The sequence below is a fragment of the Kitasatospora sp. RG8 genome (assembly GCF_017813315.1).
In the GTDB taxonomy this organism is placed as follows: domain Bacteria; phylum Actinomycetota; class Actinomycetes; order Streptomycetales; family Streptomycetaceae; genus Kitasatospora.
The window spans coordinates 90489-115471 of the sequence record NZ_JAGIYX010000029.1; the positions used below are offsets into that span (position 1 = coordinate 90489).

Annotated in this window: 23 protein-coding genes; 5 read left to right on the forward strand and 18 right to left on the reverse strand. The window is 74.6% G+C overall.

Going from position 1 to position 24983, the window contains the following annotated elements; genetic code table 11:
• Window positions 1-981: a LysR family transcriptional regulator gene (locus J5Y04_RS32635; protein ID WP_209416013.1), complete on the forward strand. Its 981-nt coding sequence runs from the start codon at window positions 1-3 to the stop codon at window positions 979-981.
• 153 nt (window positions 982-1134) lie between these two features.
• Here J5Y04_RS32635 and J5Y04_RS32640 read toward each other — a convergent pair whose 3' ends face one another.
• The 5 genes from J5Y04_RS32640 to J5Y04_RS32660 all read right to left on the reverse strand — a co-directional run bounded on the left by J5Y04_RS32640 (window position 1135) and on the right by J5Y04_RS32660 (window position 5615).
• Entirely contained in the window at window positions 1135-1566 is a 432-nt protein-coding gene (locus tag J5Y04_RS32640) for a hypothetical protein (protein ID WP_209416014.1), read from the reverse strand.
• 421 nt (window positions 1567-1987) lie between these two features.
• Entirely contained in the window at window positions 1988-2602 is a 615-nt protein-coding gene (locus J5Y04_RS32645) for a DUF1772 domain-containing protein (RefSeq protein ID WP_209416015.1), read from the reverse strand.
• Window positions 2603-2756: 154 nt separating this feature from the next.
• Window positions 2757-3617, reverse strand: coding sequence for an NAD(P)H-binding protein (locus J5Y04_RS32650; RefSeq protein WP_209416016.1), 861 nt, complete (start codon window positions 3615-3617; stop codon window positions 2757-2759).
• A 203-nt stretch (window positions 3618-3820) separates the two neighbouring features.
• Complete coding sequence (locus J5Y04_RS32655; protein WP_209416017.1) at window positions 3821-4654, reverse strand: GNAT family N-acetyltransferase; 834 nt, start codon at window positions 4652-4654, stop codon at window positions 3821-3823.
• A 169-nt stretch (window positions 4655-4823) separates the two neighbouring features.
• Entirely contained in the window at window positions 4824-5615 is a 792-nt protein-coding gene (locus tag J5Y04_RS32660; RefSeq protein ID WP_209416018.1) for a putative protein N(5)-glutamine methyltransferase, read from the reverse strand.
• Between the two features lie 271 nt (window positions 5616-5886).
• Here J5Y04_RS32660 and J5Y04_RS32665 point away from each other — a divergent pair, with 271 nt between their 5' ends.
• Complete coding sequence (locus J5Y04_RS32665) at window positions 5887-6546, forward strand: HAD-IA family hydrolase (RefSeq protein WP_209416019.1); 660 nt, start codon at window positions 5887-5889, stop codon at window positions 6544-6546.
• Window positions 6547-6660: 114 nt separating this feature from the next.
• On the opposite strand, the gene J5Y04_RS32670 is transcribed toward J5Y04_RS32665, so the two are convergent.
• From J5Y04_RS32670 to J5Y04_RS32690, 5 genes are all read right to left on the reverse strand, one after another.
• On the reverse strand, window positions 6661-7107 hold the full coding sequence (locus tag J5Y04_RS32670) for a hypothetical protein (RefSeq protein WP_209416020.1): 447 nt from the start codon (window positions 7105-7107) through the stop codon (window positions 6661-6663).
• A gap of 193 nt (window positions 7108-7300) precedes the next feature.
• A complete protein-coding gene (gene ligA, locus J5Y04_RS32675; RefSeq protein ID WP_245205874.1) occupies window positions 7301-9379 on the reverse strand; it encodes an NAD-dependent DNA ligase LigA in 2079 nt (692 codons plus the stop codon).
• A gap of 108 nt (window positions 9380-9487) precedes the next feature.
• Complete coding sequence (locus J5Y04_RS32680) at window positions 9488-10138, reverse strand: ScbR family autoregulator-binding transcription factor (RefSeq protein WP_307853415.1); 651 nt, start codon at window positions 10136-10138, stop codon at window positions 9488-9490.
• A 59-nt stretch (window positions 10139-10197) separates the two neighbouring features.
• A complete protein-coding gene (locus J5Y04_RS32685) occupies window positions 10198-11268 on the reverse strand; it encodes an AfsR/SARP family transcriptional regulator (RefSeq protein WP_209416057.1) in 1071 nt (356 codons plus the stop codon).
• A gap of 229 nt (window positions 11269-11497) precedes the next feature.
• Window positions 11498-12181: a ScbR family autoregulator-binding transcription factor gene (locus J5Y04_RS32690; protein WP_307853416.1), complete on the reverse strand. Its 684-nt coding sequence runs from the start codon at window positions 12179-12181 to the stop codon at window positions 11498-11500.
• A gap of 268 nt (window positions 12182-12449) precedes the next feature.
• On the opposite strand from J5Y04_RS32690, the gene J5Y04_RS32695 reads away from it, so the two are divergent.
• Window positions 12450-13973, forward strand: coding sequence for a hypothetical protein (locus J5Y04_RS32695; RefSeq protein WP_209416024.1), 1524 nt, complete (start codon window positions 12450-12452; stop codon window positions 13971-13973).
• 364 nt (window positions 13974-14337) lie between these two features.
• Here J5Y04_RS32695 and J5Y04_RS32700 read toward each other — a convergent pair whose 3' ends face one another.
• The 5 genes from J5Y04_RS32700 to J5Y04_RS32720 form a co-directional block, all read right to left on the reverse strand.
• Entirely contained in the window at window positions 14338-14592 is a 255-nt protein-coding gene (locus tag J5Y04_RS32700) for a hypothetical protein (RefSeq protein ID WP_209416025.1), read from the reverse strand.
• Between the two features lie 592 nt (window positions 14593-15184).
• Complete coding sequence (locus J5Y04_RS32705) at window positions 15185-15655, reverse strand: acyl carrier protein (protein ID WP_209416026.1); 471 nt, start codon at window positions 15653-15655, stop codon at window positions 15185-15187.
• Window positions 15652-18999 (reverse strand): amino acid adenylation domain-containing protein, encoded by a 3348-nt coding sequence (locus J5Y04_RS32710; RefSeq protein ID WP_245205875.1) that lies wholly within the window; start codon window positions 18997-18999, stop codon window positions 15652-15654. The genes J5Y04_RS32705 and J5Y04_RS32710 overlap by 4 nt, the downstream gene beginning before the upstream one ends.
• 130 nt (window positions 19000-19129) lie before the next feature.
• Window positions 19130-20668, reverse strand: coding sequence for a class I adenylate-forming enzyme family protein (locus J5Y04_RS32715; protein WP_307853417.1), 1539 nt, complete (start codon window positions 20666-20668; stop codon window positions 19130-19132).
• A gap of 325 nt (window positions 20669-20993) precedes the next feature.
• Window positions 20994-21398, reverse strand: coding sequence for a RidA family protein (locus J5Y04_RS32720; RefSeq protein ID WP_209416028.1), 405 nt, complete (start codon window positions 21396-21398; stop codon window positions 20994-20996).
• A 189-nt stretch (window positions 21399-21587) separates the two neighbouring features.
• Between J5Y04_RS32720 and J5Y04_RS32725 the strand changes: the two genes are divergently transcribed.
• Entirely contained in the window at window positions 21588-22268 is a 681-nt protein-coding gene (locus J5Y04_RS32725; RefSeq protein ID WP_209416029.1) for a C40 family peptidase, read from the forward strand.
• A 56-nt stretch (window positions 22269-22324) separates the two neighbouring features.
• Here the strand turns inward: J5Y04_RS32725 and J5Y04_RS32730 are convergent, their stop codons facing one another.
• Window positions 22325-22882 carry a MarR family winged helix-turn-helix transcriptional regulator gene (locus J5Y04_RS32730; RefSeq protein WP_209416030.1) on the reverse strand — a complete coding sequence of 186 codons (558 nt, stop codon included), beginning with the start codon at window positions 22880-22882 and terminating at the stop codon, window positions 22325-22327.
• Window positions 22883-22963: 81 nt separating this feature from the next.
• Between J5Y04_RS32730 and J5Y04_RS32735 the strand changes: the two genes are divergently transcribed.
• Window positions 22964-23371, forward strand: coding sequence for a glyoxalase/bleomycin resistance/extradiol dioxygenase family protein (locus J5Y04_RS32735; RefSeq protein WP_209416031.1), 408 nt, complete (start codon window positions 22964-22966; stop codon window positions 23369-23371).
• A 165-nt stretch (window positions 23372-23536) separates the two neighbouring features.
• On the opposite strand, the gene J5Y04_RS43040 is transcribed toward J5Y04_RS32735, so the two are convergent.
• A complete protein-coding gene (locus J5Y04_RS43040; RefSeq protein WP_209416032.1) occupies window positions 23537-23815 on the reverse strand; it encodes an oleate hydratase in 279 nt (92 codons plus the stop codon).
• A 276-nt stretch (window positions 23816-24091) separates the two neighbouring features.
• Window positions 24092-24673 (reverse strand): hypothetical protein, encoded by a 582-nt coding sequence (locus tag J5Y04_RS32745; RefSeq protein WP_209416033.1) that lies wholly within the window; start codon window positions 24671-24673, stop codon window positions 24092-24094.
• Between the last annotated feature and the right edge of the window lie 310 nt (window positions 24674-24983).

The window sequence follows — 24983 nt, forward strand, 5'->3', positions numbered from 1 at the left end:
ATGCTGGTGAGCAGCCCGGATCCGGTCATCGACGCCAATCTCGCCATCGCGCTGGATGCCCTGCTGGCCGAGCACAGCGTGACCCGCGCCGCCGCACGCCTGCACACCTCACCCGCCGCGATGAGCCGCACCCTCGCCCGGCTGCGCCGCATCCTCCAGGACCCCCTCCTGGTCCGGGCCGGACAGACCATGGTTCCCACCCCGCGCGCCGAGGCCCTGCGCGAGGAGGCCGCCGCGGTGGTACGCAGCCTCGGAGCGCTGCTCGGCCCCGGCGCGAGCGTCGACCCCGCCGGCCTCCGCTGCACCTTCACCCTCCAGGCCGCCGACCTGGTCGGCTCGGCGCTGGCCCCCGGACTGCTGCAGCAGGCCCGGCAGGAGGCGCCGGGGGTCTCGTTCCGCATCCGGGCCGAGGAGTTGGAGGCCGGCCCCGCCCTGCGCGACGGCCGGATCGACCTGGAGATCGGATCCATCGACCACGTGGACCCCGAAACCCGGGTCGAAGAACTGGTCGGCCTGCGCATGATGGCGGCCGTCCGGCCCGGCCATCCGCTCACCGAAGGGCCGCTGACCCCGGCCCGTCTCGCTGCCGCCGAACACGTCGCGGTCAGCCGCCGCGGCCGGTTCACCGGTCCCCTCGACACCGCCCTGGCCGAGCAGGACCTCCACCGGCGGGTCGGCGTCGTCCTCCCCAGCCACCTGGCCGCGATGACCCTCGCCGCCCGCAGCGACGTCGTCTGCCTCGTCCCCGCGGCACTCCCCGGCGCCGCCCCCTCGCCCCTCACCCACGACGCCGGCGCCCTCGGACTGCACCTCCTCGACATCCCCCTGGCACTGCCACCCGTGACCATCGGCATGGCCTGGCACCCCCGGCACACAGCCGACGGAGCCCACCACTGGCTCCGCAACGCCGTCCGTCGGGCTCTCCGCCCGCCGGCAGCGGTTTCCGAGGTCACCTTCGCGGACGTGACCGCCCCCGGGTAGCACGACACCGCCCCGGCCCGTACGAACGCCCGCCCGTCGGCGGCGGTGACGCAGTTCGGGGCGCGAGCCGGGTGATGCTCCGTCAATGTCCATACGCCCCAGGGGGCGTTGATCCTGTACCCGGGCTCGCCCGGGGGTGTCACATCGTGCGCGTCACGGCTTGCGCGGCGTACGAGGCTGGGGCGTACGAGGCGTCGGCGTGCGCGGAGGGGGCGTGTGTGGCGGGGGCGTGCGCGGCGTCGGCGGCACGGGGGGCTTCTCGCGCAGCGGCGCCAGCTCGCGGGCGAGGGTCGCCACGTCCAGCGCGATCCGCCGGGCGATCTCGCGCGGCCCCGCCTCCGCGGGCAGCCGGCGGCTCCAGGAGCGGGCGTGCGCCGGGCCGTCGTGCGCCATGTGGAAGTTCAGCCGCAGCCCCCCGCCCAGGTCGACCAGGCCGATCAGGAAGTGCGTGTCCGACAGGTCGATCGTCACCTCGTTGCCTATGCACGAACAGCCGACGAGATCGCCGATCTCCTCCTCCGCAAGGTACTTGGCGAGCGGGATCGCCCTGCCCTCCACACGGAACGGTCGCAGTGCGGGATTCACGGTGGCTGCCGCCCCTTCGCCGGGTCGTCGCTGTGCCCGACATGATTCTAGAACCCACCCCGGCCGTCCAAGTCACCGGCACCCCAGTGGACTTGGCCGAAAGCACGAGGGGGCGCAGGGGGAGCACGGCGACGCGCAGGGGCGCGACCCGCCCCCGTCCCCCTGGCGCCGGTCGGCGCCGGGAGGACCGTCGACCGGGTGACCGGGTGACCGGGTGACGGGCGAGGACTGCTCCTCGAAGGCGTGGGCGCCGTGGTCCGGGTCGTGCCGAGCACCGCGATCCCGCCGACCCGCGCACGGGATGACCGGAGGTCGGCCGGGAGGGCCGGGCGTCCGCCAGGACGACCGGCTGCCCGCCAGGACGGACCGGTCGCCGCCCGGTTGCCGCCCTCTTGCCGCCCGACTGCCGCCCGGGAGGGCCTCAGCGCTGGGCGCGGGCGTGCAGGAGGAGGGCACGGATCAGCGCGGCGAGGCCCGCCGTGCAGAACGCGGTGCGCAGCATGTTGGTGGCGACCCAGGTGGACTCGAACCGGGTGCGCACCGCGGCGAAGTCCGCGATCTGCGACGGGTCCCCGGCCTGGGCCAGCTCGTTGTTGAGCGGGATGTTGACGCCCATCGTGACGACGAGGGCGGCGACGTAGAGCAGGGTGGCGGCGCCGGCCCAGAGCGCGGTGGTGCGGTGTCCGGCGCGGTACTGGAGGTAGGCGGCGGCGCCGGTGACCGCGAACGCGCCGACGAAGACCAGGCCGAACAGGCCGTTCTCGATCGCCTTGTTGATGTTCTGCATCGCCGTGACGTACGTGCGGTCGTCGCCCTTGGCCAGGCCCGGCATGACGGACACGTCGAAGGCGAAGAAGAGACCCGCCATCAGACCCATCGCCACCGTGGCGGTCGCGAGGAGCGGTCCGGCGGCCCGACCGCGGCCGGCGGCGGCCGGGGTCGCAGGCGTCGCCGGGGTCGCAGGCGTCGCCGGGGTCGCCGCCGTTCTCGGGGCGGAGGCGGGAAAGGCCGGTGCGGTGGTGTGGTCGTGGCTCATCGAGGTTCCTTCGGTCGGGCGGGCGGCGGACCAGGTGGTGGAGCGGGCCGCGAACGGCGGGGCAGGGCGGGCGGATCAGCGGAGCAGCGGAGCAGGCCGGGCGGCGCCGGCCCCCGGGACCCTTGTGAGGTCCCGGGGGCCGTGCGCGGGTGGGTCAGGCGTCCCAGACGCCGGTGGCGGCCGCCGCACGGGCGAACTCGGCGAAGTCCCTGGGCTCGCGGCCCAGCACCCGCCGGACGCCGTCCGTCAAGTGGGCGTTGCGGCCGTCGAGGATCAGCGTGAAGAGGTCGACGAAGTCGCCCGGCAGCCCGGCTGCGGACAGCACCGTACGGTACTCCTCCACGGAGACGGCGGTGAAGCGAATCTCCCGCCCGGTGGCCGCCGACAGCTCGGCGGCGGCGTCGGCGAAGGTGAGCAGACGCGGCCCGGTCAGCTCGTACACCTGGCCGTCGTGACCGCTCCCGGTGAGCGCCGCCACCGCGACGTCCGCGATGTCGTCCGCGTCCACGAACGGCTCGGCCGCGTCCCCGGTGGGCAGCACCAACTCCCCTGCCAGGACGGATTCGAGGAAGAAGTCCTCGTCGAAGTTCTGGTTGAACCAGGCGCAGCGCACCACGGTCCACCCCGTACCGGCCGAACGCACCGCGTCCTCGGCCGCCCGGGCGGCCTCCTCACCCCGCCCCGAGAGCAGGACCAGCCGCTCCACGCCGGCCTTGGCCGCCAGCCGGGAGAAGGCGCCGACCGTCTCGACCGCCCCCGGGAAGGCGAGGTCCGGATAGTAGGCGAGGTAGGCGGCGCCGACCCCTTCCAGGGCCGGCGCCCAGGTGCTGTCGTCGTTCCAGTCGAACGGCACGGGGGCGGTGCGCGAGGCGATGCGGACCTCCCGGCCGCAGGCCGTCAGGCGCTCGGCCACGCGGCGGCCGGTCTTGCCCGTCCCGCCGGTCACCAGGACGAGGGGGCCGGCGGTGCGGGAGTCGGAGTGCTGCTGTTGCGTGTTCTGCGTGTTGTCCGTCATGGCAACCAGTCAATTCCAGTCCGGGCGGGCGGACCATAGCCGCCGGGCTCAGCTCCATACGCACGCGTCTACGTGGCTCCGGCGAGCCAACCACGCCCGGGTGCGCGGGCCAAGCGCCGTCGAGCGGGCCTTGAGCGCCCCTCCACCGGCGGCCTCCGGACCGGGCGGGCGCGGAGGAGGGCCCGTCGCGGCATCCGCCCCGGTCAGGGCCGGGACTGGGCCTGAGCCTGGGCCTGGTACCGGTACTGGTACGGGGTCATGGTGGTCAGGGCGGCGAAGCCCAGGCGTTCGAGAATCGGCCGGCTCTGGTCGGAGGCGTCGACGCGGAGGTACTCGTAGCCGAGTTCGGCCGCGATCCGCGCCCGGTGGGAGACCAGCGCCCGGTAGACGCCGCGCCCCCGCCACTCGGCGAGGGTTCCGCCGCCCCAGAGGCCGGCGAAGCCGGTGCCGGGGTACAGCTCCAGCCGGGCCGAGCTCACCGGGATCTCGCGGCCGTCGTGGTGGGCGACGGCGAGGTGGACGCGGAAGGTCTCCGGGCTCTCCTGGAGCTGGGCCGAGATCCGCCGGCCCAACCGGGTGCCGTCGGTGCCGAAGGCCTGCTCGTGGACGGCGACGACCTGTGCCACGCCGGCCTCGTCGGTCACCTCGCGCAGCTCGATCCCGGCCGGCGCGTCCGTCTCCGACGTCCGGCGGACGAGGTCGGCGACGGAGGCGACCAGCAGGGTCTCGCTCTCCTCCGGGGTGAATCCCGCGGCGACCAGGCGGCCGCCGAGGTCGGCGGGGCGGTCGTGGGCGTAGAGCGTCCACTCGAAGTCCTGGCCGAGCCCGGCGTAGTGGCGGATCTGCTCGGCGATCACGGCATCGGCCGTCCCGGATTCGAGGTCCGACCAGAGGATGCCGTTCCAGACCTTGTCGGAACCGCTCTGGCGCACGACGTGCGGGGTGTGCTCGATCCGGGCGGAGACGGTCTCCGACTGCACGCCGCGGCGCATCCGGGCGTCGAGGAGGGCGAGCAGCTTGTCATGATCAGTTTCCATGCGTGCACTTCACCACCCCGGGGGCCTACGGGGCAATCGGAATTCCGCAGGTGACGGGAGGTCCGGGGCCGCCGAGGTCCCCGGGCCCGCAGAGACGGGCCCGGGCGACTCGGCGGCCCGGACGAGTCGGCGCCCCGGACGCAGCCGCTGCTCGGAGGGGTCAGCGGCCTCAGCGGCGGGTGGCGGTCACCACGGTCGCGTCGAGGTCCTCGCACCAGGAGAGGGCGGCGTCCAACCCCGCCGAGCCGACGACGGCGAGGGCCGCGGGGGCCTGGCGCTCGCTGGTCTCGAAGAGCAGCGAGCCGCCCGGGGCCAGCCACTGCGGGGCCTCCCCGGCCACCCGGCGCAGCACGTCCAGGCCGTCCGCACCGCCGTCCAGAGCCGGGCGCGCCTCGTGCACCCGGGCCTCCGCGGGCAGCAGTTCGATGTCGGCGGTGGGCACGTACGGGACGTTCGCCAGCAGCACGTCCACCCGGCCGCGCAGGGCGCCGGGCAGCGGCTCGAAGAGATCGCCCCGGAACACCCGGCCGCCGACGCCGGCCAGGTTCCGGCGGGCGCAGCCGACCGCGGCCTCGTCGACGTCCGCCGCGTACACCTCGACCGGCCGGCCGACCGAAGCCGCCAGGGCGGCGGCCAGGGCGCCGCTGCCGCAGCAGAGGTCGACCACGAGCGCGCCCTCGGGCGTCAGCCCGGCGGCCGTCTCGACCAGGAACTCGCTTCGACGCCGGGGCACGAACACACCCGGGTCCACCGCCACCCGAAGGCCGCCGAACTCCGCCCAGCCGACCACGTGCTCCAGCGGGCGGCCGGCGGCCCGGGAGCGGACCATCACGGCCAGGTCCGCGGGCGTGGCCGCGGCGTCCAGCAGGATGCGCGCCTCGTCCTCGGCGAACACGCACCCGGCGGCACGCAGACGGGTGGCCACGGACGAACGCAGCAGTGCAGAAGAAAAAACCGACAAGGAGAAACCCCTCAAAGAACAGGCAGAAGAAGAAATCCGCCGGGGCTTCCCGAAAAACCGTCACCGCGCCTGAGCGGCACCACTAGAACTGCGGCACCACGCCATCACGGTCGTTTCCGGGGAGCACCCGCTCCGACACACCGGTAATGGGTCTCACCTCCCCGAGTCCGTGGTTACATTCGGCGCCGCCACCCTATCGCACCCTCGCCGCCCGCCCGTGCGTCTGCCGGATTCACCCCGGCGGACCGGTGCGGAGTGGTATCCAAGGGCGATGACGACCTCCGCAGACCCTGGCAAGCCGCCCTTCGACGCCGTGCTGTGCGACATCGACGGGGTGATCCGTTTCTTCGACCACCGCGGGATCGCCCTCCTCGAACACGCGGCGGGACTGCCCGAGGGCGGAGCCGCGCAGGCGGCCTTCGGCCCCGGGATCGCAGAGCAGCTGGTGCTCGGGGCACTCACCCGCGAGCAGTGGGCCCAGGCCATCGCCGGGCGTCTGCGCGGCGACGGCGTCCCGGCGGGCCCGGCCGCCGAACTGGCCACCGCCTTCACCCGGGTGCCGGCCCGCGCGGACGCCGCCGTCGTCGACCTGCTGCGCCGGGCCCGGCAGCGCTGCACCGTCCTGCTCGTCAGCAACGCCACGGTGTGGCTGGACGAGGACCTGGCCGCGCTGGGGCTCGCCGGGCTCGCCGACGGCGTGGTCAACAGCGCCCGCGTCGGCGCGGCCAAGCCCGATCCGCGGATCTACCGTTTCGCCGCGGACCAGGCCCGGGTCTCCCCCGGCCGGTGCCTCTTCGTCGACGACCGGCCCGAGAACGTCGAGGCCGCCCGCCGCCTCGGCATGACCGGGCTGCTCTACCGCGAGCCGGCCGACCTGCACCGGGCGCTCGGGCCGCTCCTCGACCCCGCGCCCACGGCCGACCCGCTCTGAGACCACCCGCCGACTCCGGTGGCCCCGGTCGCCCCGCTGACTCCGGTCGCCCCGGTGGCTCCGGTGACCCCGGTCGCCCTACCGGGATCCCCCTCGGTGTCCGGGCCGCCGGGGTCAGTCGCCCCGGCGGCCCGCGATGCGGTCCTGGCAGATGGCGCGGTGTTCCGGGAACCGGGCGGCGACGTCCGTGAGGACGGCCGTCATCTCGGCCGCGGTGGGGAGGAGGTACACCTCGTGGTGAAGAGCCATCGACAGCCGGACGGTGTCGTCCGCCCGCCGCACCCAGTCGTCCAGGGTGAGCTTCATCGAAGCCCCGTTGTCCGTCCCGGACCACGCCGCGACGTTCAGGAGGGTGGTCGCCTGTCCGACCGTGGCCTGCCCCGCGTGCACGGCCCGGGCCACGATCTCGGCGATGTCGTCCGCGCCGTACGCCTCGATGAGGTCGTTCACGGCGTCGAAGACCTCGTCCGGCAAGTTGGCCGACTCGTCCTCCGGGAGTGCGACCGCACAGAGCCGCGCCAGCGCCGCCTGCCAGGCCTGCCCCACCATCGCTCCCCCCACCTGTCCCTCCTGTCCGTGTTCGACCCTGTACGCGTTCGACGGACACCTCAGCAGGGACAGCCCGGTCCGGCATTCCCGTGTCGGCCCTGACCGATCCGCGACCGGGCCCCGGGTCAGGTGCCCGACCGGCAGAAGTCGGGCCGACCGTGGTCGGGCAGGCCGGTCGGCCGGGTCCGATGCCGTCGCGGAGGCGTCAGGCCAGGTGGTCGGCGACCAGGTCGGCGAACTCGTCCGGGGTGACGATCCGGATGCCGAGCTCCTCGGCCTTGGCCCGCTTGGAGCCGGCCTTCTCGCCGGCGACCAGCAGGGTGGTCCGCTTCGAGACGGACGAGGAGGCCTTGCCTCCGGCGCGCTCGATCAGCTCGTTCACCGCGTTGCGGGACAGCTCGGCCAGCGGTCCGGTCATCGCGCCGGTGACGACGACGCTCTGGCCCGCCAGTGGTGCCGGCGCCCCGGCCTCCTGCTCCGCGCCGGACCCCTCGGCGGTGACGGTGCCCGAGACGCTCACGGCGGCGGCCGGCGCGGTGACGGCGATGCCGACGCCCTGGGCCGCCAGCCGGTCCAACAGATCCGAGACGTCCGCGAGTTCGGCGACGATGACGGCCGCCTTCTCCACCCCGATGCCGTCCACCCCGGCCAGCGCCTCGGCGTCGGCGGCCCGGATCGCGGCCATGCTGCCGAAGTGCGCCGCGAGCCTGCGGGACATCGTCCGCCCGGTGCCGCGGATGCCGAGCGCGCAGAAGACCCGGTTCAGCGGCTGGGAACGGGCCGTCCCGATCGCGGCAAGCAGGTTGTCGGCACTGGTGTCCCCCATCCGGTCCAGGGTGAGCAGCTGCTCCCGGGTGAGGGTGAACAGGTCGGCGAGGTCGGCGACCAGCCCGGCCTCCACCAGCTGGACGGCGCGGGTGCCGCCGAGCCCCTCGATGTCCAACTGGTCGCGCCCGGCCGCGTAGACGATCGAGGCGACGGCCTGGCAGCCGCGGCCGCGCACGCAGCGCCACCGCTGCTCGGAGGTGTCGATGGCGTCGCCGCAGCGCGGGCAGGCCTGCGGGAACGCGATCGGCTGCTCGGCACCCGTCCGCTCGTCCACCAACGGCGCCTCCACGCGGGGGATGACGTCGCCCGCGCGGTAGACGAACACCTGGTCGCCGATCATCAGGCCGCGGCGCTCGATGTCGGCCGGGTTGTGCAGAGTGGCGTAGGTGACGGTGACGCCGTCGATGACCACCGGCTCAAGGACCGCGCGGGGGGCGATGATTCCCGTCCGGCCGACGTTCCACTCGACGCCGAGCAGCCGGGTGACCTTGTGCTGGGCCTGGAGCTTGCGGGCGACCGCCCAGCGCGGGGCGCGCGAGCCGGAACCGGCCCCCTCCTGGTCGGCGACCGCGTCCGCCTTCACCACCACGCCGTCGATGCCGAACGGCAGCGCGTCGCGCAGGGCGGCGATGGCGTCGATCCGCCGGCGGACGTCGTCCAGCGTGGTGCAGCGCCGCGGGTCGGCGGCGGTACTGGCCGCGGTGTTGGCACCGAGCACGGCCAGGCGGCCCAGCAGCTCGCCGTGGTCGAGCCCGGGCAGGCCGACCGCTCCGTAGGCGAAGAAGGTCAGCTCGATCCGGTACGGCCGGTCCTTGGCCCGCAGGGTGCCGGCGGCACCGCTGCGCGGATGGGCGAAGGGGGTGGCGCCGTGCTCGGTGCGGACGGCGTTGGCGTGCTCGAACTGCTCCTGGGTGAGCAGCACCTCCCCGCGCAGCTCGATGTCGACCGGCTCGGTGAGCCGGCCGGGCAGGCCGAGGACGGCGTCGGCGGCGTGGGTGATGTCCTCCCCGGCGAGGCCGTCGCCGCGGGTCAGCACCTGGGTCAGGCGGCCCGCCCGGTAGCGGGCGGCGACGGCGAGGCCGTCGAGCTTGGGCTCCACGCACCAGGCGGCGACCGGCCGGCCCAGCCGCCGCTCCAGTCCGGCCGCCCAGGACTCCAGCTCCTCCGCGGAGAAGACGTTGTCGAGCGAGAGCATCGGCACCGAGTGCGGGACGTCGCCCACCACCGCGCCGCCGGCGACCTTTCCGGTCGGAGAGTCGGGCAGCACCTGCTGCGGGTGCTCGGCCTCGTACGCCTCGATGGCGCGCACCAGGGCGTCGTACTCGTCGTCGCCGAGCGGGGTGGAGCCGTCGGCGTAGTACGCGGCGGCGGCCCGTACGGCCGTGGCGACGGCGTCGGCGTAGGCGTCCGGAGACGCCAGGGCAGCGGGAGAGGCCATGGTGGCTGCGTCCTTCATACCGCCCATCATCGCGCCGACCACTGACATCGACGGTCGTGAGCCGGTCCTGGACGACCACCGGGCGCCGACCGGGCGGCCACCCGGGCGCGTCCGCGTCACCGCTGGTCAGAGGGCAGGCGGGGCCGCCGTACGGTAGGAGCCGACCGCGCCCGGGGGTACCAGGGAGGGCAGCAGCCACTCCCAGAGCGCCTCCATCCGGCGGTGCAGGTCGGCCCGGTCACGGGTGGCCACGCCCAGCACCTCCAGGCCGCAGGCCGCGGCGACCACCAGGGACTCCGGGCCCGTGCCGCCCGAGCGCCCGCGCAGCTCCCCCGCCCGCCGCGCGCCCGCCAGCAGCTCCCGGACGGCTCCCGCCCAGACTCCCTGGATACCGCGCACGCCGGCCACCGGTTCGCCCTCGCCCTGCCAGGCGCCGTCCTCGTGGCCGAGCCGGAAAGCCGCCCGGACCACCGGGTCCGTGTGCAGCGCCGCGACCAGCCAGTACCCCGCGTCGATCAGCGCCTGGAGCGGCGAGGAACCGGCCCGCAGCGTGCCGAGGGCGCCGCGCAGCGCCCGCTCGGCGTGGGCCACCACCGCCCGTGCCAGCTCCTCCTTGGAGCTGAAGTGGAAGTACAGCGCGCCCTTCGTCACCCCGGCCGCGGACGCGATCTCCGCGAGCGTCGCCCCCGCGTAGCCGGACCGGTCGAACCGCACCGCTCCCTCCCGGACCAGCCGCCCGCGTGTCCGCTCCGACCTCTCCTGTCCCAACCGGCCCACAACTCCTCATCCCCGGCGACGCGTTCGCGTCCGCCTCTGCTGCCCGCCCGCCCGTGCGGCTACCCCGTGCGCAGGAACCGCCCCGCACCCGCCACCGGTCGTTCCGGCGCCGACGGCTCCGTCGCCGGCCAACCGGCCGGGAGCTGCCCGGCCCCCGGACGGCCGGTCAGCGAAAGGCCCGCCACCGGTCGCTCCGTCGCCGGCTGCCCGGCTTCCGGCTGCTCCTCCGGGGACGCCAGCAGGATCTCCCGCTGCAGGAGCCGCAACTCCGCCGACGGCTCGATCCCCAACTCCCCGACCAGGGTGCCCCGGAGGCGGCGGTACACCTCCAGCGCCTCGCCCCGACGGCCCGAACGGTGCAGGGCGAGCATGAGCTGGCGGTGCAGGCTCTCGTGGGTGCGGTACCGCTCGACCAGCACCGTCAGCTCCGCCAGCAGCACGCGGTGCCGACCCAGCCGGAGGTCGGCGTCGATCCGCTGGTCCAGCGCGCAGAGGCGGGTCTCCTCCAGTCGGCGCAGTTCGACGCCCAGGTGCGGTCCGGCCGGGACGTCAGCCACCGCCGCGCCGCGCCAGAGCGCCAGGGCGCTCGCCAACTGCCGTGCCGCCAAAGGAACGTCCCCTTCCTCCATGGCGCGGTGGCCTGCCCCGGCGAGCCGTTCGAACTCCCGCACATCCACCGTGCACCCACCGGTATTCAACCGGTAACCTCCCGCCGCCGTCTCCAGAACAGTCTTGGCGGGTTCAATTCCGGCCGGTTCGCTTCCGACCGGTTCACCTCCGGCCGATTCGCTTCCGGCCGATTCAGTTCCAGCCGCGTCACTTCCGGCCGGCCCGCCTCCCGCCGGTCGGCCGGCGGGCCGCTCGGCTCCACCGGCCCCTCCCCCGACGGCGGCCGCACCGAGGGCGGCGGCGATGCGGTCCCGCAGGTGGAGCACATAGGTCTGCACCGTGGTCCGCGCGGTTCGGGGCGGGCGGCCCGCCCAGAGCTCCTCCGCCAGGACGGCCGCGGGGACCACCTGATCGGCGTTCAGGGCCAACAGGGCCAGCACCTGGCGGGGTTTGGGTGCCGACGGCACCACCGACACCCCGCACACCCGGACCTCCAGCGCCCCCAGCACCCGGATCTCCACGCCCACCACCCCGTCCCGCCTGCCTTCGACGGCGCGGGCCCCTGACGACCCGCGCTCGGCCCACCGCTCGACTACGCGATCATCCAAAAACGGGACGAGCGGTTTGTCAATGGAAAACCGGACGCGCTGCATCTTCTTGCAGCCGGTCGGACGGAGACGAAAACGGCAGTCCGCGACGACCCGAGACGGGCCGCGCTCGACTGCCGAATCCCCGGGAACCGCCCGGCCGTTACCCCCCGACGCCCTCGGCCCCCTCTGCCCCCTCGGCCGCGCCGACGACCGGGCGCTCGGCCGGGCGCGCGGCCGACACCTCCGCGACCACCCGGGCACCCCGCCCGGCGTCCATCTCCAGCGCGGCCAGCACGCCCGGCACCGCGACGGCCGGCATCAGGTGCCGGAAGAGGCCGGCCACCCGCTGCTCCAGGTCCGCACGGCCCGAGAGCTTCTGCGACTGGATCTGCACGCCCGTCCAAGCCGCCGTCACCAGCCAGGCGGTGTCGGCCGGCACCACCTGCGGCAGAAGCTCACCCCGCTCCCCCGCCGCCTTGAGCAGGTCCTCCAGCCGCGCGATCCACCCCGGGATCGCCCCGCCGCCCAGATCGCCGTGGACGTCCGGCCCGAGCGACAGCCGTGCCCCCGCGCTCAGCAGCCGGTCGCGCGGCATCAGGTACGCCACGACCAAGCCGGTATCCACGAACTCCTGGAGCTTGCAGGCCCTTTCGGGGATGACGTCCTGGACGAACTGCTCTTCCACCACGCCCTGCGCCAGCTCCCGCTTGGACGCGAAGTGGAAGTAGACCGCGCCCCTGGTCACGCCGGCCCGGGCCACCACCTCGCCGATCGTCGCCGCTTCGTAACCGAACTCGTCGAAGACCGAGGCCGCCGCCTCCAGAATCAGCCGGCGTGTCCGCACCGCCCGCTCCTGCCGCACCATACGACCACCCACCCGCCACAGCGATTGAACAAAACCAAACAGCCCGTATCTTAACCACCCCGATATTCCGGACCGCTGCCGCTGTTCCGCTGTCGGCCGACTGCATCCGGGCCGCCAAGAAACCAACCGTGCGGTACATGATTCCGCTTCCCGGCGGACGGTAGCCGCGCGCGGGCCGGTGGCCTAGGATCCGGTGCCACATATTGGTCTGAACCACTTCGGGTGGGCGCGGACGGGGGATCTCCTGATGGACAACGGCAGAGGGCCGGCAGACGAGCGCCTGGAGGTCCGTTTCGACGGGCTCGCACAGGGCGTCACCGCGGCGACCTGGGGGCAGCGGACGATCTGGGCGCCGATCACCTGGTACGCGCCCGACGACCACTACTTCAACATCGCGCTGCCGTTGGAGCTGCGCCACCCCGTCGAGCCGGCCGCGTTCGGCGCGGCGGTGCGGTCACTGCTGGAACGGCACGAGTCGCTCCGCACCCTCTACCGCACGGGGTCCGACGGCGCCCTGGAGCAGGTGCTGCACGGGTCGGGTGTGCTGCACCTGCGACTGGTCCCGGCCCCGGAAGGCGAGCCGCTGTCCGCCGTCCTGGAGCGCGTCGCCGCGCAGGACAGGGCGATCCGGTTCGAGCTGCCGGCGACCGCGGACGGCCTCGCCGGCGGCGCTCTCCCGGTCCGGGTCAGTGCGGTCGTGGCGAACGGACAGGTCGCCGGCGCCGTCCTGACCATGGCACACATCGCCGCCGACGGCACCGGAGCCCAGGTGGTCCGGGACGACCTGCGCCGCCTTCTCGCCCAGCAGCGCCGACGCCCCGGTACCCTGCCCCCGCCGGTGCCGGGCCGGCAGCCGAGGGAGCAGGCCGGATACGAGGCCGGCCCGCAGGCGGCCGCCCGCAGCGCGGCGGCCCTCGCCCTCTGGACCCGACAGCTGGCCGGCATCCCGGCCTCGCTCTGGCCCGAGGAGACCGACCCGGAGACGAGCGGCCGTCCAGCGGAGACCGGCCACCCCGCCGTGGCCGGCGGCCCGGCGGAGACCGACCAGGCGGAGCCGAGCTCCGGGACGGCCGGCCCCGAGGAAGCCGAGCGCTGGTGGGAGGGCCAACTGGACTGCCCCCGGCTGGACCTGGCGAGCCGGGCCGCCGCGGTGCGCACCGGAACCTCGGCCAGCGCGGTCGTCCTCGCCGCCGTCGGGCTGGAACTGGGCGCACGCACGGGCGCCACCGCGGTGCCGCTGAAGGTGATCCTGGGAAACCGGGTGAGCGAGGCCCAGCGGACAGCGGTCGGCGCCTTCGCCCAGAACGGGCTGGTCGTCCTGGGCACGACCGGCGACTTCGACCAACTCGCCCGGGAGGCCTGGCGATCCCAGCTCCAGACCTCCCGGCACGGCCACTACGACCCGGACGCACTGGCCGCCGCGGTACAGGCGGAGGAGAAGCGGCGCGGCACCGCAATGGACCTCAACGCGCTCTTCAACGACCACCGGGAGCCGGAACGCTCCCCCGACCGCGCCGCCGACCGGGCCGCCGACACCGCCGGCAGGGGCCCGTCAGCAGAGCCCGTGGAGCCCGCCGACCTCCCGGCCGGACGGTTCGGCTGGCGGTCGCGGTGGGCACGGCAGGACTGCAAGTTCTTCTTCGGCCTGGCGCACCGCGACGGCGAGGCGGTCGCGACCCTACTGGTGGACACCCGCCACTTCCCGGCGGCCGCGGTCGAGCCGTTCCTGCGCGCGGTCGAGGAGCGCGTCCTGGCGGCCGTCACGGGCTGAGCCCGCAGGGCACACGAAAGCCCCCGGCCCGCACACTCGGCGGGCCGGGGGGCCCGGGACCTCACCCACCGATCACGGCGTGACATCCGACTCGCCGCCCGGGGCTCGTCCCGCCGGGAGTGGTCGCGATGCCGACGCACCCTGCGGTGGTGCCCGGCCGCCGGCCTCGTCCGGAGCGGCCGGCACCCTGCCCGCACGCCGGGTGCCGGCCCCGTGGACGCCCCACAGGCCGAGTCATCCCACTGCCGGGTCTCCAGCCTGCACTCTCGATCCGGCCCCTGTTCGATCAAGGGTCGGATCGGGGTGCAGCGGGGAGTGCCCGGCCCGGCCGGCTGCCCCGCCGGGCCGGGCACGTGGTGTCCGGTCAGCTCACGCAGGTGACGACGACCACCCAGTAGCCGGGCGAGATCACGTCGCTCTCCGCGCCGCACTGGTCGTCGGTGTACCCCGCTGCATGTGCGGCCGCCCAGGCCCGGTTGCCGGCGTAGACCGGGTTGACGCCGTAGGCCTTGAAGTACTTGACGGTGCTGGCCGACGCGTTGGTGGCGGCACCTGCGAAGCCGAGCAGGGCTGCCGAGGCGAGAGTCACGGCGGCGATGCGGCGAGGAAGCGAACTCATGGCTGTTCTCCACTTTCCCTGGTGGATGGCGCGGGAGTCGGCACGTACAAGGTCACTGCAAGCAGGGACTGTAGCAACTGATGTGAATGACGAACAGATGTGTGACAGCTGAAATGAATCAGGAACCGAGAGCGCCCTCAGAGCGCCCTCACAGTGGACATCGGATGATGGACGATCTGCGGGATTCAACCCTCGCAGCAGGGCCTGATCCGGAGGATCCGTCTCCCATGACGCGAGCTCAGTTGACCGACTCGGATCGAGAGTTCAGCGGTCCATGCCCGGGCCGAGGACGGTGGTGGTCTTCCTGCGGCGAGTCGCCAGGCCGCTCCGTCTCTTCGGGCGGCTGGTGCATCGTTCGACGCGGTTGCGCTTCTCGTAGGCCTCGCGCTCGAGGCGGGCGGCCTGCCACGTTGGGCCGTTGCGCTTGCGGTGGGCGACCTGGTCCGAGGCTGCGGAATCACCGCCCGGCCCCGCTGCATCGCAGGCCCCCGCGCGAGCGTCCGATGGCACGGTGGCCGGAACGCCGGCCGGGGCCCTTTGACGGGCCCCGGTGCTTTCCGACGAGCGCGGACGATGGTGAGAACCGGCGTGCTCAGCCCGCGCCGGCACCCGCCTGCGGGACCCCGTGCTCGTCGCCCGCGTTGCCATCGGCCGCGTGGTCCTCGGCCGCGTTGCCATCGGCCGCGTGGTCCTCGATCCCGTGCTCGGTGGTCAGGTGCTCCGCGAGCGCGGCGAGGCTGCGCAGGAAGTCGCCGTCCCCGTCGAGGTCGAGGAAGACCTCGTAGCGGGTCTCCACCGCGTCCACCAGACGGAGTTGGGCGAGCGAACCGATACCGAGGGCGACGAACGGGGTATCGGCGTCGGCCAGCAGCTCGGCGGCGCTCAGCTCCCCGTCACTGGCGTCGGAGACGATCCCGGCCAGGACGCCCAGCAGGCCGCCCGCACGTGCGGTATCCGGCCGACTGCCGTTCGGGTGGTCGGCTGCCGGGTCGCGGCCAGTACTCAGCTGGTCGGTGTTCAGGTGGTCGGTGTTCAGGTGGTCGGTGTTCAGGTGGTCCGTCACAACTGCTCCTTCACTGCTTCGGCGATCTCGGCCACGGTCGGGGTGTCGAAGAAGACGTCGAGGTCGACCTCCACGCCGAAGGACTTGCGGATCCGGGCGCCGATCTGGATGAACATCAGCGAGTGGGCGCCGAGGTCGAAGAGGTCCTCGTCCGCGGTGATGTCCGGGATGCCGAGCACCTCGGAGCAGATCACGCCGAGCTCGACGACGAGCGGGTCCGAGGCGGTTCCGACGCCCGGCTCCGCACCCTCCGGCTCCACCGCCTCCGACTCCACGACCACCTGAGCCGCCGCCGACTGGTCCACTGCCGACTGGTCCACGACCACCTGAGCCGCTGCCGACCGCCCCGCGGTCGCCGCCTCCGTGCCCGTCGGCACGCGCAGGGCACGGCGGTCGAGCTTGCCGTTGGGTGTCAGCGGCATCGCCGCCAGCAGCACGAACAGTTGCGGAACCATGGAGGCGGGCAGCGTCCTGCGCAGGTGTTCGCGCAGCTCCGCAGGGGTCGGCGGCTCCCCGGCGGCCGGCCGGGCCACCAGATGGCCGACCAGACGGGCCGCACCGGTGGCGTCCACGTCGACGGTGACGGCCGCCTCGGTGACCGCCGGGTGCTCCAGCAGCCGGGCCTCGATCTCGCCGAGCTCGATCCGGTGGCCGCGGATCTTCACCTGGTGGTCGATCCGGCCGAGGAAGTCCAGTTCTCCCTCCGCTGTCCAGGCGGCCAGGTCGCCGGTCCGGTAGAGGCGGGAGCCGGGCGGGCCGAACGGGTCCTCGACGAAGCGCTCGGCGGTCAGTTCCGGCCGGCCGAGGTAGCCGTGGGCGACGCCGTCACCACCCAGGTACAGCTCCCCGGCGACGCCGACGGGCAGCGGACGGCGGTGCGGATCGAGCACGTAGGCACGGGTGTTGGCGATGGGGCGGCCGATCCCGACCGTCTCCGGCCCGGCGGGGAGCTCGGCGCAGGTGGACCAGATGGTGGTCTCGGTGGGCCCGTAGACGTTGAACAGCCGCGCGGTCCGCGCCCGGAGCTCGCGGGCGAGCGGCAGCGGCAGCGCCTCGCCGCCGACCAGCCCGGTGACGGCACCGGGACCGGGGCCCTCGGCGCCGCTCAGCAGCACCCGCCAGCCGGAGGGGGTGGCCTGCACGTGGGTGACGCCCTCACGGCCGATCAGCGCGTTCAGACCCGGGCCGTCCAGGGCGAGGCCGTCCGGCGCCAGCACCAGCCGCCCGCCGGTGATCAGCGGCAGGTAGAGCTCCAGCCCGGAGATGTCGAAGGAGAGCGAGGTGAGGCCCAGCCAGACGTCGTCCGGCCCGGAGCCGAGCCGGTCGGCGAAGGAGGAGAGCAGGTTGACCAGCGCCCGGTGCCCGACCGCCACGCCCTTCGGACGGCCGGTCGAGCCCGACGTGTAGAGCACGTACGCGCGGTCCTGCGGGCCGGGCGCGGTGACCCTCCCGGTCGGCTCGCCCGCGCCCTTCTGCTCGTCCAGCCGCACCACGACGGGCGCGGCGGCGGCGACCTCGGCGGCCGGCTCGCCGTCGGCGAGCAACAGGGCGGCGCCGGCGTCGGCGAGGACGAAGGCCAGCCGGTCGGCCGGATGGCTGGGGTCGAGCGGCAGGTACCCGGCGCCGGTGCGCAGCACGGCAAGCAGGGCCGCCGGGAGCCGCGAGGCGCGGTCCAGGTGGAGCGCGACCAGCGAGCCGGGTCCGACACCCAGCGCTGCCAGCCGTCCCGCGAGCTCGACGGACCGCTCGCGCAGTTCGCGGTAGCGGAGGGAGGCGTCGGCTGCGGTGACCGCGATCGCCTCCGGGGTCGCCTCGGCCTGCGCGTCGAACAGGTCGACCACGGTGCGGTCCGCGGGGTACGGGCGGGCGGTGTCGTTCCAGCCCTCGGTGACCAGCCGGTGTTCGGCCGCGTCGAGCAGGGGCAGGGCGTCGACGGCCGTCGCCGGGTCGGCTATTGCGGCGGCGAGCAGGGTCTCGAAGTGGCCGGCGATCCGGTGGGCGGCCTCGGGGGCGAGGACCGCCGGGTCGTACTGGAGGCTGAGCTGGCAATCGTCGGGGGCGTCGACCACCTGGAGGTGCAGGGTGTTGCGCGCGGTGTGGTTGAAGGCCATCCAGTCGACGCGGGCGTCCGTGCCGGTGAAGACGGGCTCGCCGGTGCGGCACCGGTAGCCGAAGGAGACCGGGGTGAGGCCGACCCGCGGGGTGAGGCCGCCGACCGCGGCCCCGAACGGCACGGTGCGGAACCGGTACAACTCACGCAGGCCGGCCCGGACGGCGACGGCGAACTCGGCGAACCCGGGTGCCGCCTCGCCCGCGGGCGGCGCGTGGTGCGGCAGCTCGTTGACGAACAGACCTATCGCCTCCGCCAGTTCGGGCGTCCGGGTGGAGAGCGGCAGGGCCACCGGCGCATCGCTGTTGCCGTAGCGGCGCAGCAGGACGTGCACGGCGGTGAGCAGGAACTCGAAGGTGGTCACGCCGCAGGCACGGGCGGCCGCGCCGAGGGCGGCGTGGTCCAGCGGGCGGGTCACGGCCTGGCCGGAGCCTGCGCCGCGAGCGGTGCGCCGGATGCCGGGCAGCAGCACGTCGGCGGGGTCGGACCACCGCGGGCCGAACCAGTCCGCGGCCTCCTTGACCAGCGCCGGGTCCGGGGCGGGCACGACCGGGTGGCCTTGCCCGGCAGGGGAGTTCTCCTCCGGCCCGCGCCCGCCGCCCGCCACCAGGGCGTTGTAGGCGGCGGCCAGATCGGCGACCAGGACGTCCTTGGAGACGCCGTCGAAGACGGCGTGGTGGGCGACGATCAGCAGATCGGCACGCCCGTCGAGACCGTGGAACAGGGTGAAACGGACCAGCGGCCCGGCGTCCAGGGCGAACGGACGGACGGTCTCCTCGGCCAGCAGTTCAGCCAGGCCCTGCGGACCGCCGGCGGCCGCGTCGACCTCGGTGACGGTGAACCCGGCCTCGCTGGGCCGGAGTTCGAGGGTGCCGTCGTGCTCCACCAGCACCGACCGCAGCGCCGGGTGTCGGCCGGCCACGGTGGTGCAGGCCGCGGCCAGCGCGGCGGCGTCCACCCGGTCGAAGGTGATCCGCAGCGGCAGGTGGAGGCCGGACCTTGCGGCACCGAGGCGTTCGGTGATCCAGACGCCCTGCTGTGCGGGGGACGCGGGAACAGCGGGAACAGCGGGAACAGCGGGCCCGAGGACGGCGGGCGCGGGGACGGCGGGCCCCTGCATGTCAGGCGCGTCGGTGGACCCGTCGACGGCAGGCGCGTCGGTGGGTGCTGCGGCGGGGACGGCGGCCGCGGCCGCATCTGCGGTCGGCCTCGGGTCCAGGGTGCGGTCAGGCATCGACAACTCGCTTCAGGGGTCGGGAGGTGCCACGGAGTGGGGGCGCGGGCGGGCGCGCCCCGGCAGGCGCGGGTGGGCGAACGGCGGCGTGGTCGGGCCGCCGGTCCCTGCCCGGCCGCACGGTGGCCGGTCAGGCCGGGGCGGCGAGCAGGTCGCGCACGGCGCGCTTGAGCGGCTTGCCGCCCTCGTTGCGCGGCAGTGCGTCCAGAACGGTGATCCGGGTGGGGATCTCGTGGGCGGCCAGCCGGTCGGCGAGGAAGACACGCAGGCCGGCCGGGTCGAAGTCGGCGCCGGGGACCGGGACGACGGCCGCGCCCACGCCCATCCCGAGCACCGGGTGCGGGAGGCCGACCACCGCCACCTCGGCGACCGCCGGGTGCTCCAGCGCGGCGGCCTCGACCTGGAGCGTGGAAATCTTGTGGGCACCGGACTTGATGACGTCGGACTCGCGGTCCACCAGGTGCAGGTAGCCGTCCTCGTCGAGGAATCCGACATCTCCCATCCGCACCCAGCCCGAGCGGAAGACGGCCGCACCGGCCTCGGCGTCGCGGTAGTACGCGCGCTGGGCCCCTGGGGAGCGCAGGTGGACGTCGCCGGTCTCCCCCGCCGGCAGCGGGCGGCCGTCGGGCCCCGCCACCATCACGCTGCCACGCGCGGCCAGGCCGAGCGCGGTCGGGCGCGCCGGGTCGTAGACCATCGCGGTCTGGGCGGGCGCGGCCTCGGTGGAGGTGTAGTAGTTCACCACGGTGGCGTTGGGAAACGCCCGGGTGAGCGCGGTCGCGACCGTGGGCGGCAGAGCGGCCGCGGTCGAGCCGAGCAACCGGACCGAGGAGAGGTCGAAGCGGCTCTGGACACCGGCGTTCAGCAGCTCGGCGGCCATCGCCGGGACGACGAAGACGCTGCCGACCTTGCGCTGTTCGATCAGCCGGGCGAACCGGCCGGGGGTGAAGCGGGTGGCCACCAGGGCCGCCGGGTGGGCGTCCAGGGCGTTGACCAGCATGGTCTGTCCGGCGTTGGTGCCGACGGCGAAGGAGTGCAGGAACTCCTCGGAGTGGGTGAGCGGCCGGTGCCGGGCGGTCGGCCGGGTGCCGTGCACGACGTTGCCGTGGGTGGCCAGGACGCCCTTGGGACGACCGGTCGTGCCGGAGGTGTAGAGCAGTTGGGCGGGTGCGTCCGGTCCGACCGACGGCAGCGGCCCGGTCTCCGCACCGGTTTCCGTGCCGTCCTCCGCACCGGTCTGCGCACCGCTCCCGGTCACCGCCTCCGCTTCCGCGGCGAGCTCGGGCGGGGTGGTGGCCCACCACGGGCCTGCGGGAACGGCGGCGGCCGGGCCGGCGATCAGGCCGGACGCCTCGCAGTGTCCGAGGACGTAGGCGACCGCCTCGGCCGGCTGCCGGTCCGAGACCGGTACGGCCACGCCGCCCGCCCGGGTCACCGCGCAGTAGTGGACGGCGAAGTCCGGCCAGTCCCGCAGGCCGAACAGCAGACCCACCCGGTCGCCGGGCCGGACACCCCGCCGGACCAGGGCGGCGGCCACCGCGGTCGACCGGCCCTGCCACTCGGCGAAGGTCAGCCGCTGTCCGTCGTCGGTGCTGATCGCCGTCCGCTCGGGCTGCGCCGCCGCCCTGATCTCCAGCAGGCCGTGAACGGTGCGCGCGAGTGTCCGCACAGCGGGCCCGGACGATTCGACGGCACGTGCGGTCGCGCCAAACTCGGCTCTGTGCATGGAACTTGACACTCTCCCCGTTGTTTCCTCAAGTCCGCCCCGAACACCCCTCCACGGGGCATTGGTCCAGACCTGGCTGAGAGATTGGCATAGACCACCTATCGGGTCAAGGATTCGAGAGGATCTTCCGGCCGAGCCTGCACGGGCCGGCCGCCGCAGCGCCCGCCCGGGCCACCTCGACGGCCGCCCGGGCCACCGCGATGTCGCCCTGCCGGCCGCCTCGACGCCACCCGCCACCGGCCCGCGGCGCGGCCTCCGGGGCCGGCGGTCAGGAGAGCACGGCGACCGCCTCGACCTCGACCAGCTGGTCGTCGTACCCGAGCACCGAGACGCCCAGCAGAGTGCTGGGGACGTCGTGGCCCCCCAGGTAGGAGCGGTAGACCTCCCAGACCTTCACCAGGTCGCTCTGGTCGGACGAGGCCACGTACACGGTGGTCCGGACGAGGTCGGTGAGCGCGGCACCCTCACCCTCCAGGACGGCTATCAGGTTCCGCATCACCTGGTGGGCCTGGCCCTCGAAGTCTCCGACCGCCACCGTCCGCCCCTCGGCATCGAGCGGGCAGGAGCCCGCCAGCCAGAGCGAGCGGACCGGGGCGTCGACGGCCGCGCCGTAGGCGTAGTCGACGGCCTGCGTCAGCTGGTGGTTGCGGATCAGCCGGACGGCACTACCCATGGCGCACTCCGAGGTCGAACGGGTGTTTTCGCCTCATCGTTGGCCGCTCGTGAACACCCGTCAAACCAATTACCGGCACCCGCCGTACGGCTAATGGGCCGGCCTGCGCCCGGTTCACCGGTGCGGGTGATGGCGGGCCGGGGCGGCGGGCCGGGATCCTGGTACTCCACCGCTACCAGGGAGTTTGCCATGGTGTTCCCGTCACCGGACCGGGGCGTCGGCCGCCGCAGGCTGCTGGGGCTGGCGCTCGGCGCGGGCGTCGTCCCGGCCCTGACCGCCACCGCCGCGCCAGCCGCACCCGCACCCGGACCCGCACCCGCACCCGCGCCCGCATCCGCCGTACCCTCTGCCGCCGCGCCCGGCGTACCCGCGTTCGACGACCTCACCGGGCCGGCCGACTGGGGCGCCCGGGCCGCCGCCGTCGCGGCCGAACAGCTCGGCGTCCCGTACGCCTGGGGCGGCGGCGACCGGCTGGGCGCGAGCCCCGGGTTCTGCGACGAGGAGAACGGCTACCTGAACGGCCAGTGCCTCGGCGAGAGCACGGTCGGCTTCGACTGCAGCGGGCTCGCCCTGTACTGCTGGTACCGGGCCAGCGGCGGGGCCGTGGACCTCGCCCACTACACCGTCGCGCAGTACCACCGCTCCGCCCCGGTGCCCCGCACCGGCCTGCTCCCCGGCGACCTGCTCTTCTTCTCCCGCCCCGACGCCCCGCTGCACCACGTGGGCATCTACGCGGGGGACGGCGCGATGATCCACGCCGAGCACACCGGCACCCTCGTCGCCCGCCTCCCGGGCGTGTTCGAGGACCCGCACTGGGCGGGCGAGTTCGCCGGCGCCCGCCGCCCGCTGCCGCCCGGCGGACGAGCCTGACCACCTCCGACGGTCCGACAATCCGACGAGCCGCGGACCGACGGGCCGACGGGCCGTCAGGGCGCGCCCGGCAGGCCGTGGTGGACACGGAGCAGCAAACGGTGCAGCGCACGGCGCTCCTCCGGATCGAGCGGGGCGAGGATCTCGTCCTGGACGGCACGTGCCTCGGCGTCCAGTTCGGCCAGGACGGCCCGGCCGGCCCCGGTGATGCTGACCGAGACGCGCCGGCGGTCTGCCGGATCGCGAATCCGCTCGACGTAGCCCGCGCCGGCCAGCTGGTCGGCGACCTTGGCCATGTCACTGGCGTCCACTCCGAGCCGACGGACCAGGTCGCGCTGGGCGTGCGGACCGAAGTCGTCCAGTGCCGCGAGCACCGCCATGTCCCAGAGCCGCAGGCCGCGCTGCGACAGCCGCTCGGCGAGCCGGCCGCGCGCGGTCTTGCCGGTCCGGGAGAGCAGGTAGGTGGTGAGGCCAAGCAGCGCGGGCGGGGTCGACCGCTCAGCGACCCCGGCCGCGCTCCCGGCGGCGGTGCCGGTGGCGGCGCCGGTGGTGCTCCCAGCAGTACTCCCGGTCGTGTCGGCGGTCTCGGTGCTCGCGGCGCTCTCGGAGGTCATGGCAGAAGTCTAGGGTGCGACCCTATAGTGGGTCTGCACCTACTAATTTTCCATGAGCCCATCGCCCCCCAGGAGCCCGTCGTGGACGCCCTGTACAACCGCCTGCTCGTCTCCCGCTTCGCCGAGTGCTTCGAGTTCTACCGCGCGATCCTTCCGCCGCTGACCGGCGCCACCCTGGTCAAGGGCTCGGCGGAAGGCCCGTACGCCAACTGGGACGTCGAGGGCCAGGCCGTGCTGGCCCTGTACGACCGCGGGCTGATGGCCGTCACCCTCGGCACTGCCGGATTCCCCGCCGAGCCGCCGGCCGTCCAGGACGCCGCCATGCTGGTCCTCCGGGTGGACGACGTGGACCAGGCGCTCTCCCTCTGCCTGCGCAGCGGCGGTGCGCTCGCCGCCGTCGCCACGAACCGCCCCGAGTGGGGGCCGACCCTGCGCAGCGCCCACCTCCGCGACCCCGACGGCCGCCTGATCGAGCTGCAGTCCTACTGACCGCCGTCCGGGCCGGTGGACGTCCGCCGGACCGGCCTGCGCGCGTCCACCGCCACCGCGGGCCCTCCCCTGGGAGGTGAACTCCTGCAGCAGCTCTCCGGTCTCGGTTGCGTCGAGACGGTGCAGCGGGTGCCGGCGAACGAAGGACGGCCCGGCAGGTCGTGTTCAACACCGCCGCGCAGGCTGTCGGCGGCCGCCGTCAGCCTGCGGATGTCGCACGACCTCGGAGATCTTCTCGACTGGCACACCGAAGTGGTGGAGCCGCTCCCTGGCGACCTCCTCACCCGTGCACCCCCACGTGGGCTTGCGCACGTGGTCGCCGGGGCGGTCGGCGAAGCGCGGGCCCAGGCCCGCCGACATGGCGGACGTGCCCCCGGCCGGTCGACCGGACGTGGCGCCCGCCCCCGCGGCTCCTGCTGCGCAAGGACTCTCCCGGACGCCCATGGCGAGCGGCCACCGACCCCGGCGGGCCCCGCGCCGGGCCGCACCGGCCCCGGCGGGCCCCGTGCCGGGCCGCACCGGCCCTCGGCCCGCGCTTCCCACACCCGGTCGCGGCGGCTACGCGGAAGGAGGGCCGGTCAGGTGAATCGGCGGCCGTGGGCCGGTGGGCAGCGCCGCGGCCAGCAGGTCAGGCACGGACGGCCGGTCAGGCGCAGCCCGGTACCGGGGCCCGGACGGCCCTGGCAGCAGGCCGTCCGGGGAACCTGCCGGGCGCGGGTCTCAGCTGTGGAACACCTGGAGTTCGCGGACGGCGTCGTTGAAGTCCGGCCCGAGGTAGCCGGCGGGCAGGCCGATGGTCTCCACCTTCTCCAGCGGGGAGGTGAGGGTGACGGTGTTGCAGTTGTTGTAGCCCTTCATCGAGGAGACGCTCAGCGCCACATCGAAGTAGTTGACCAGGTGGTAGCCGGTGGCGTCACAGCCGCCGGCGTCGCCGTAGAAGGAGTAGATGACGCCGCCGCCGAAGTCGACGTCCCGGTACTCCTCCAGGAGCAGCCAGCGGTCGGCCGGGCGGCGCATGTCACTGCTGCGGCGGGTGCCTTCGGCGCGGGCGAGGGCGTCGGACCGGGAGTCCTCCGAGCAGCCGTGGCCGAGCAGCGGGGAGCGCCCGTCGGCGCCCGGCACGTGGCCGACGACCGCCGCGCAGTACCGGGTGCCGTCCGGGACGGGCAGCGGACGCAACGCGGCGGGCGCCGCGGGGGCGGCGACGGCGGCACCCGCCAGGGCGAAGAGGGCGGTGAGCGCGGGGACGGTGAGGCGACGGGCGAGGCGCGCAGGGGTGGGGCGCGCAGGAGTGGAACGCACGGGGGTACCTCCGGTAAGGGTCCGAGGTGGGGACGCGGCGGCCGTGGGCCGGGCCGCCGGGCCCATTCGAACGGCGGGTGCGCCGGCCCGACCGGCCGACACACCGCACACCCCCGCTAGTCGTACGTGTACGACTGGACAGCCCGGGGCCACTCGCCCGACGACCGGCCGACCACCGGCTTGGGAGCGGCAGACGAGCCGACAGCGACCGGCCGAGGAGCCCCCGACAACTGGCCGGGGAGCCGCCGAGAACCGGCCGGGGAGCCGCCCGCCGAGGCACCATCCCGTTCAGCCATCCCCGTTCACCCCC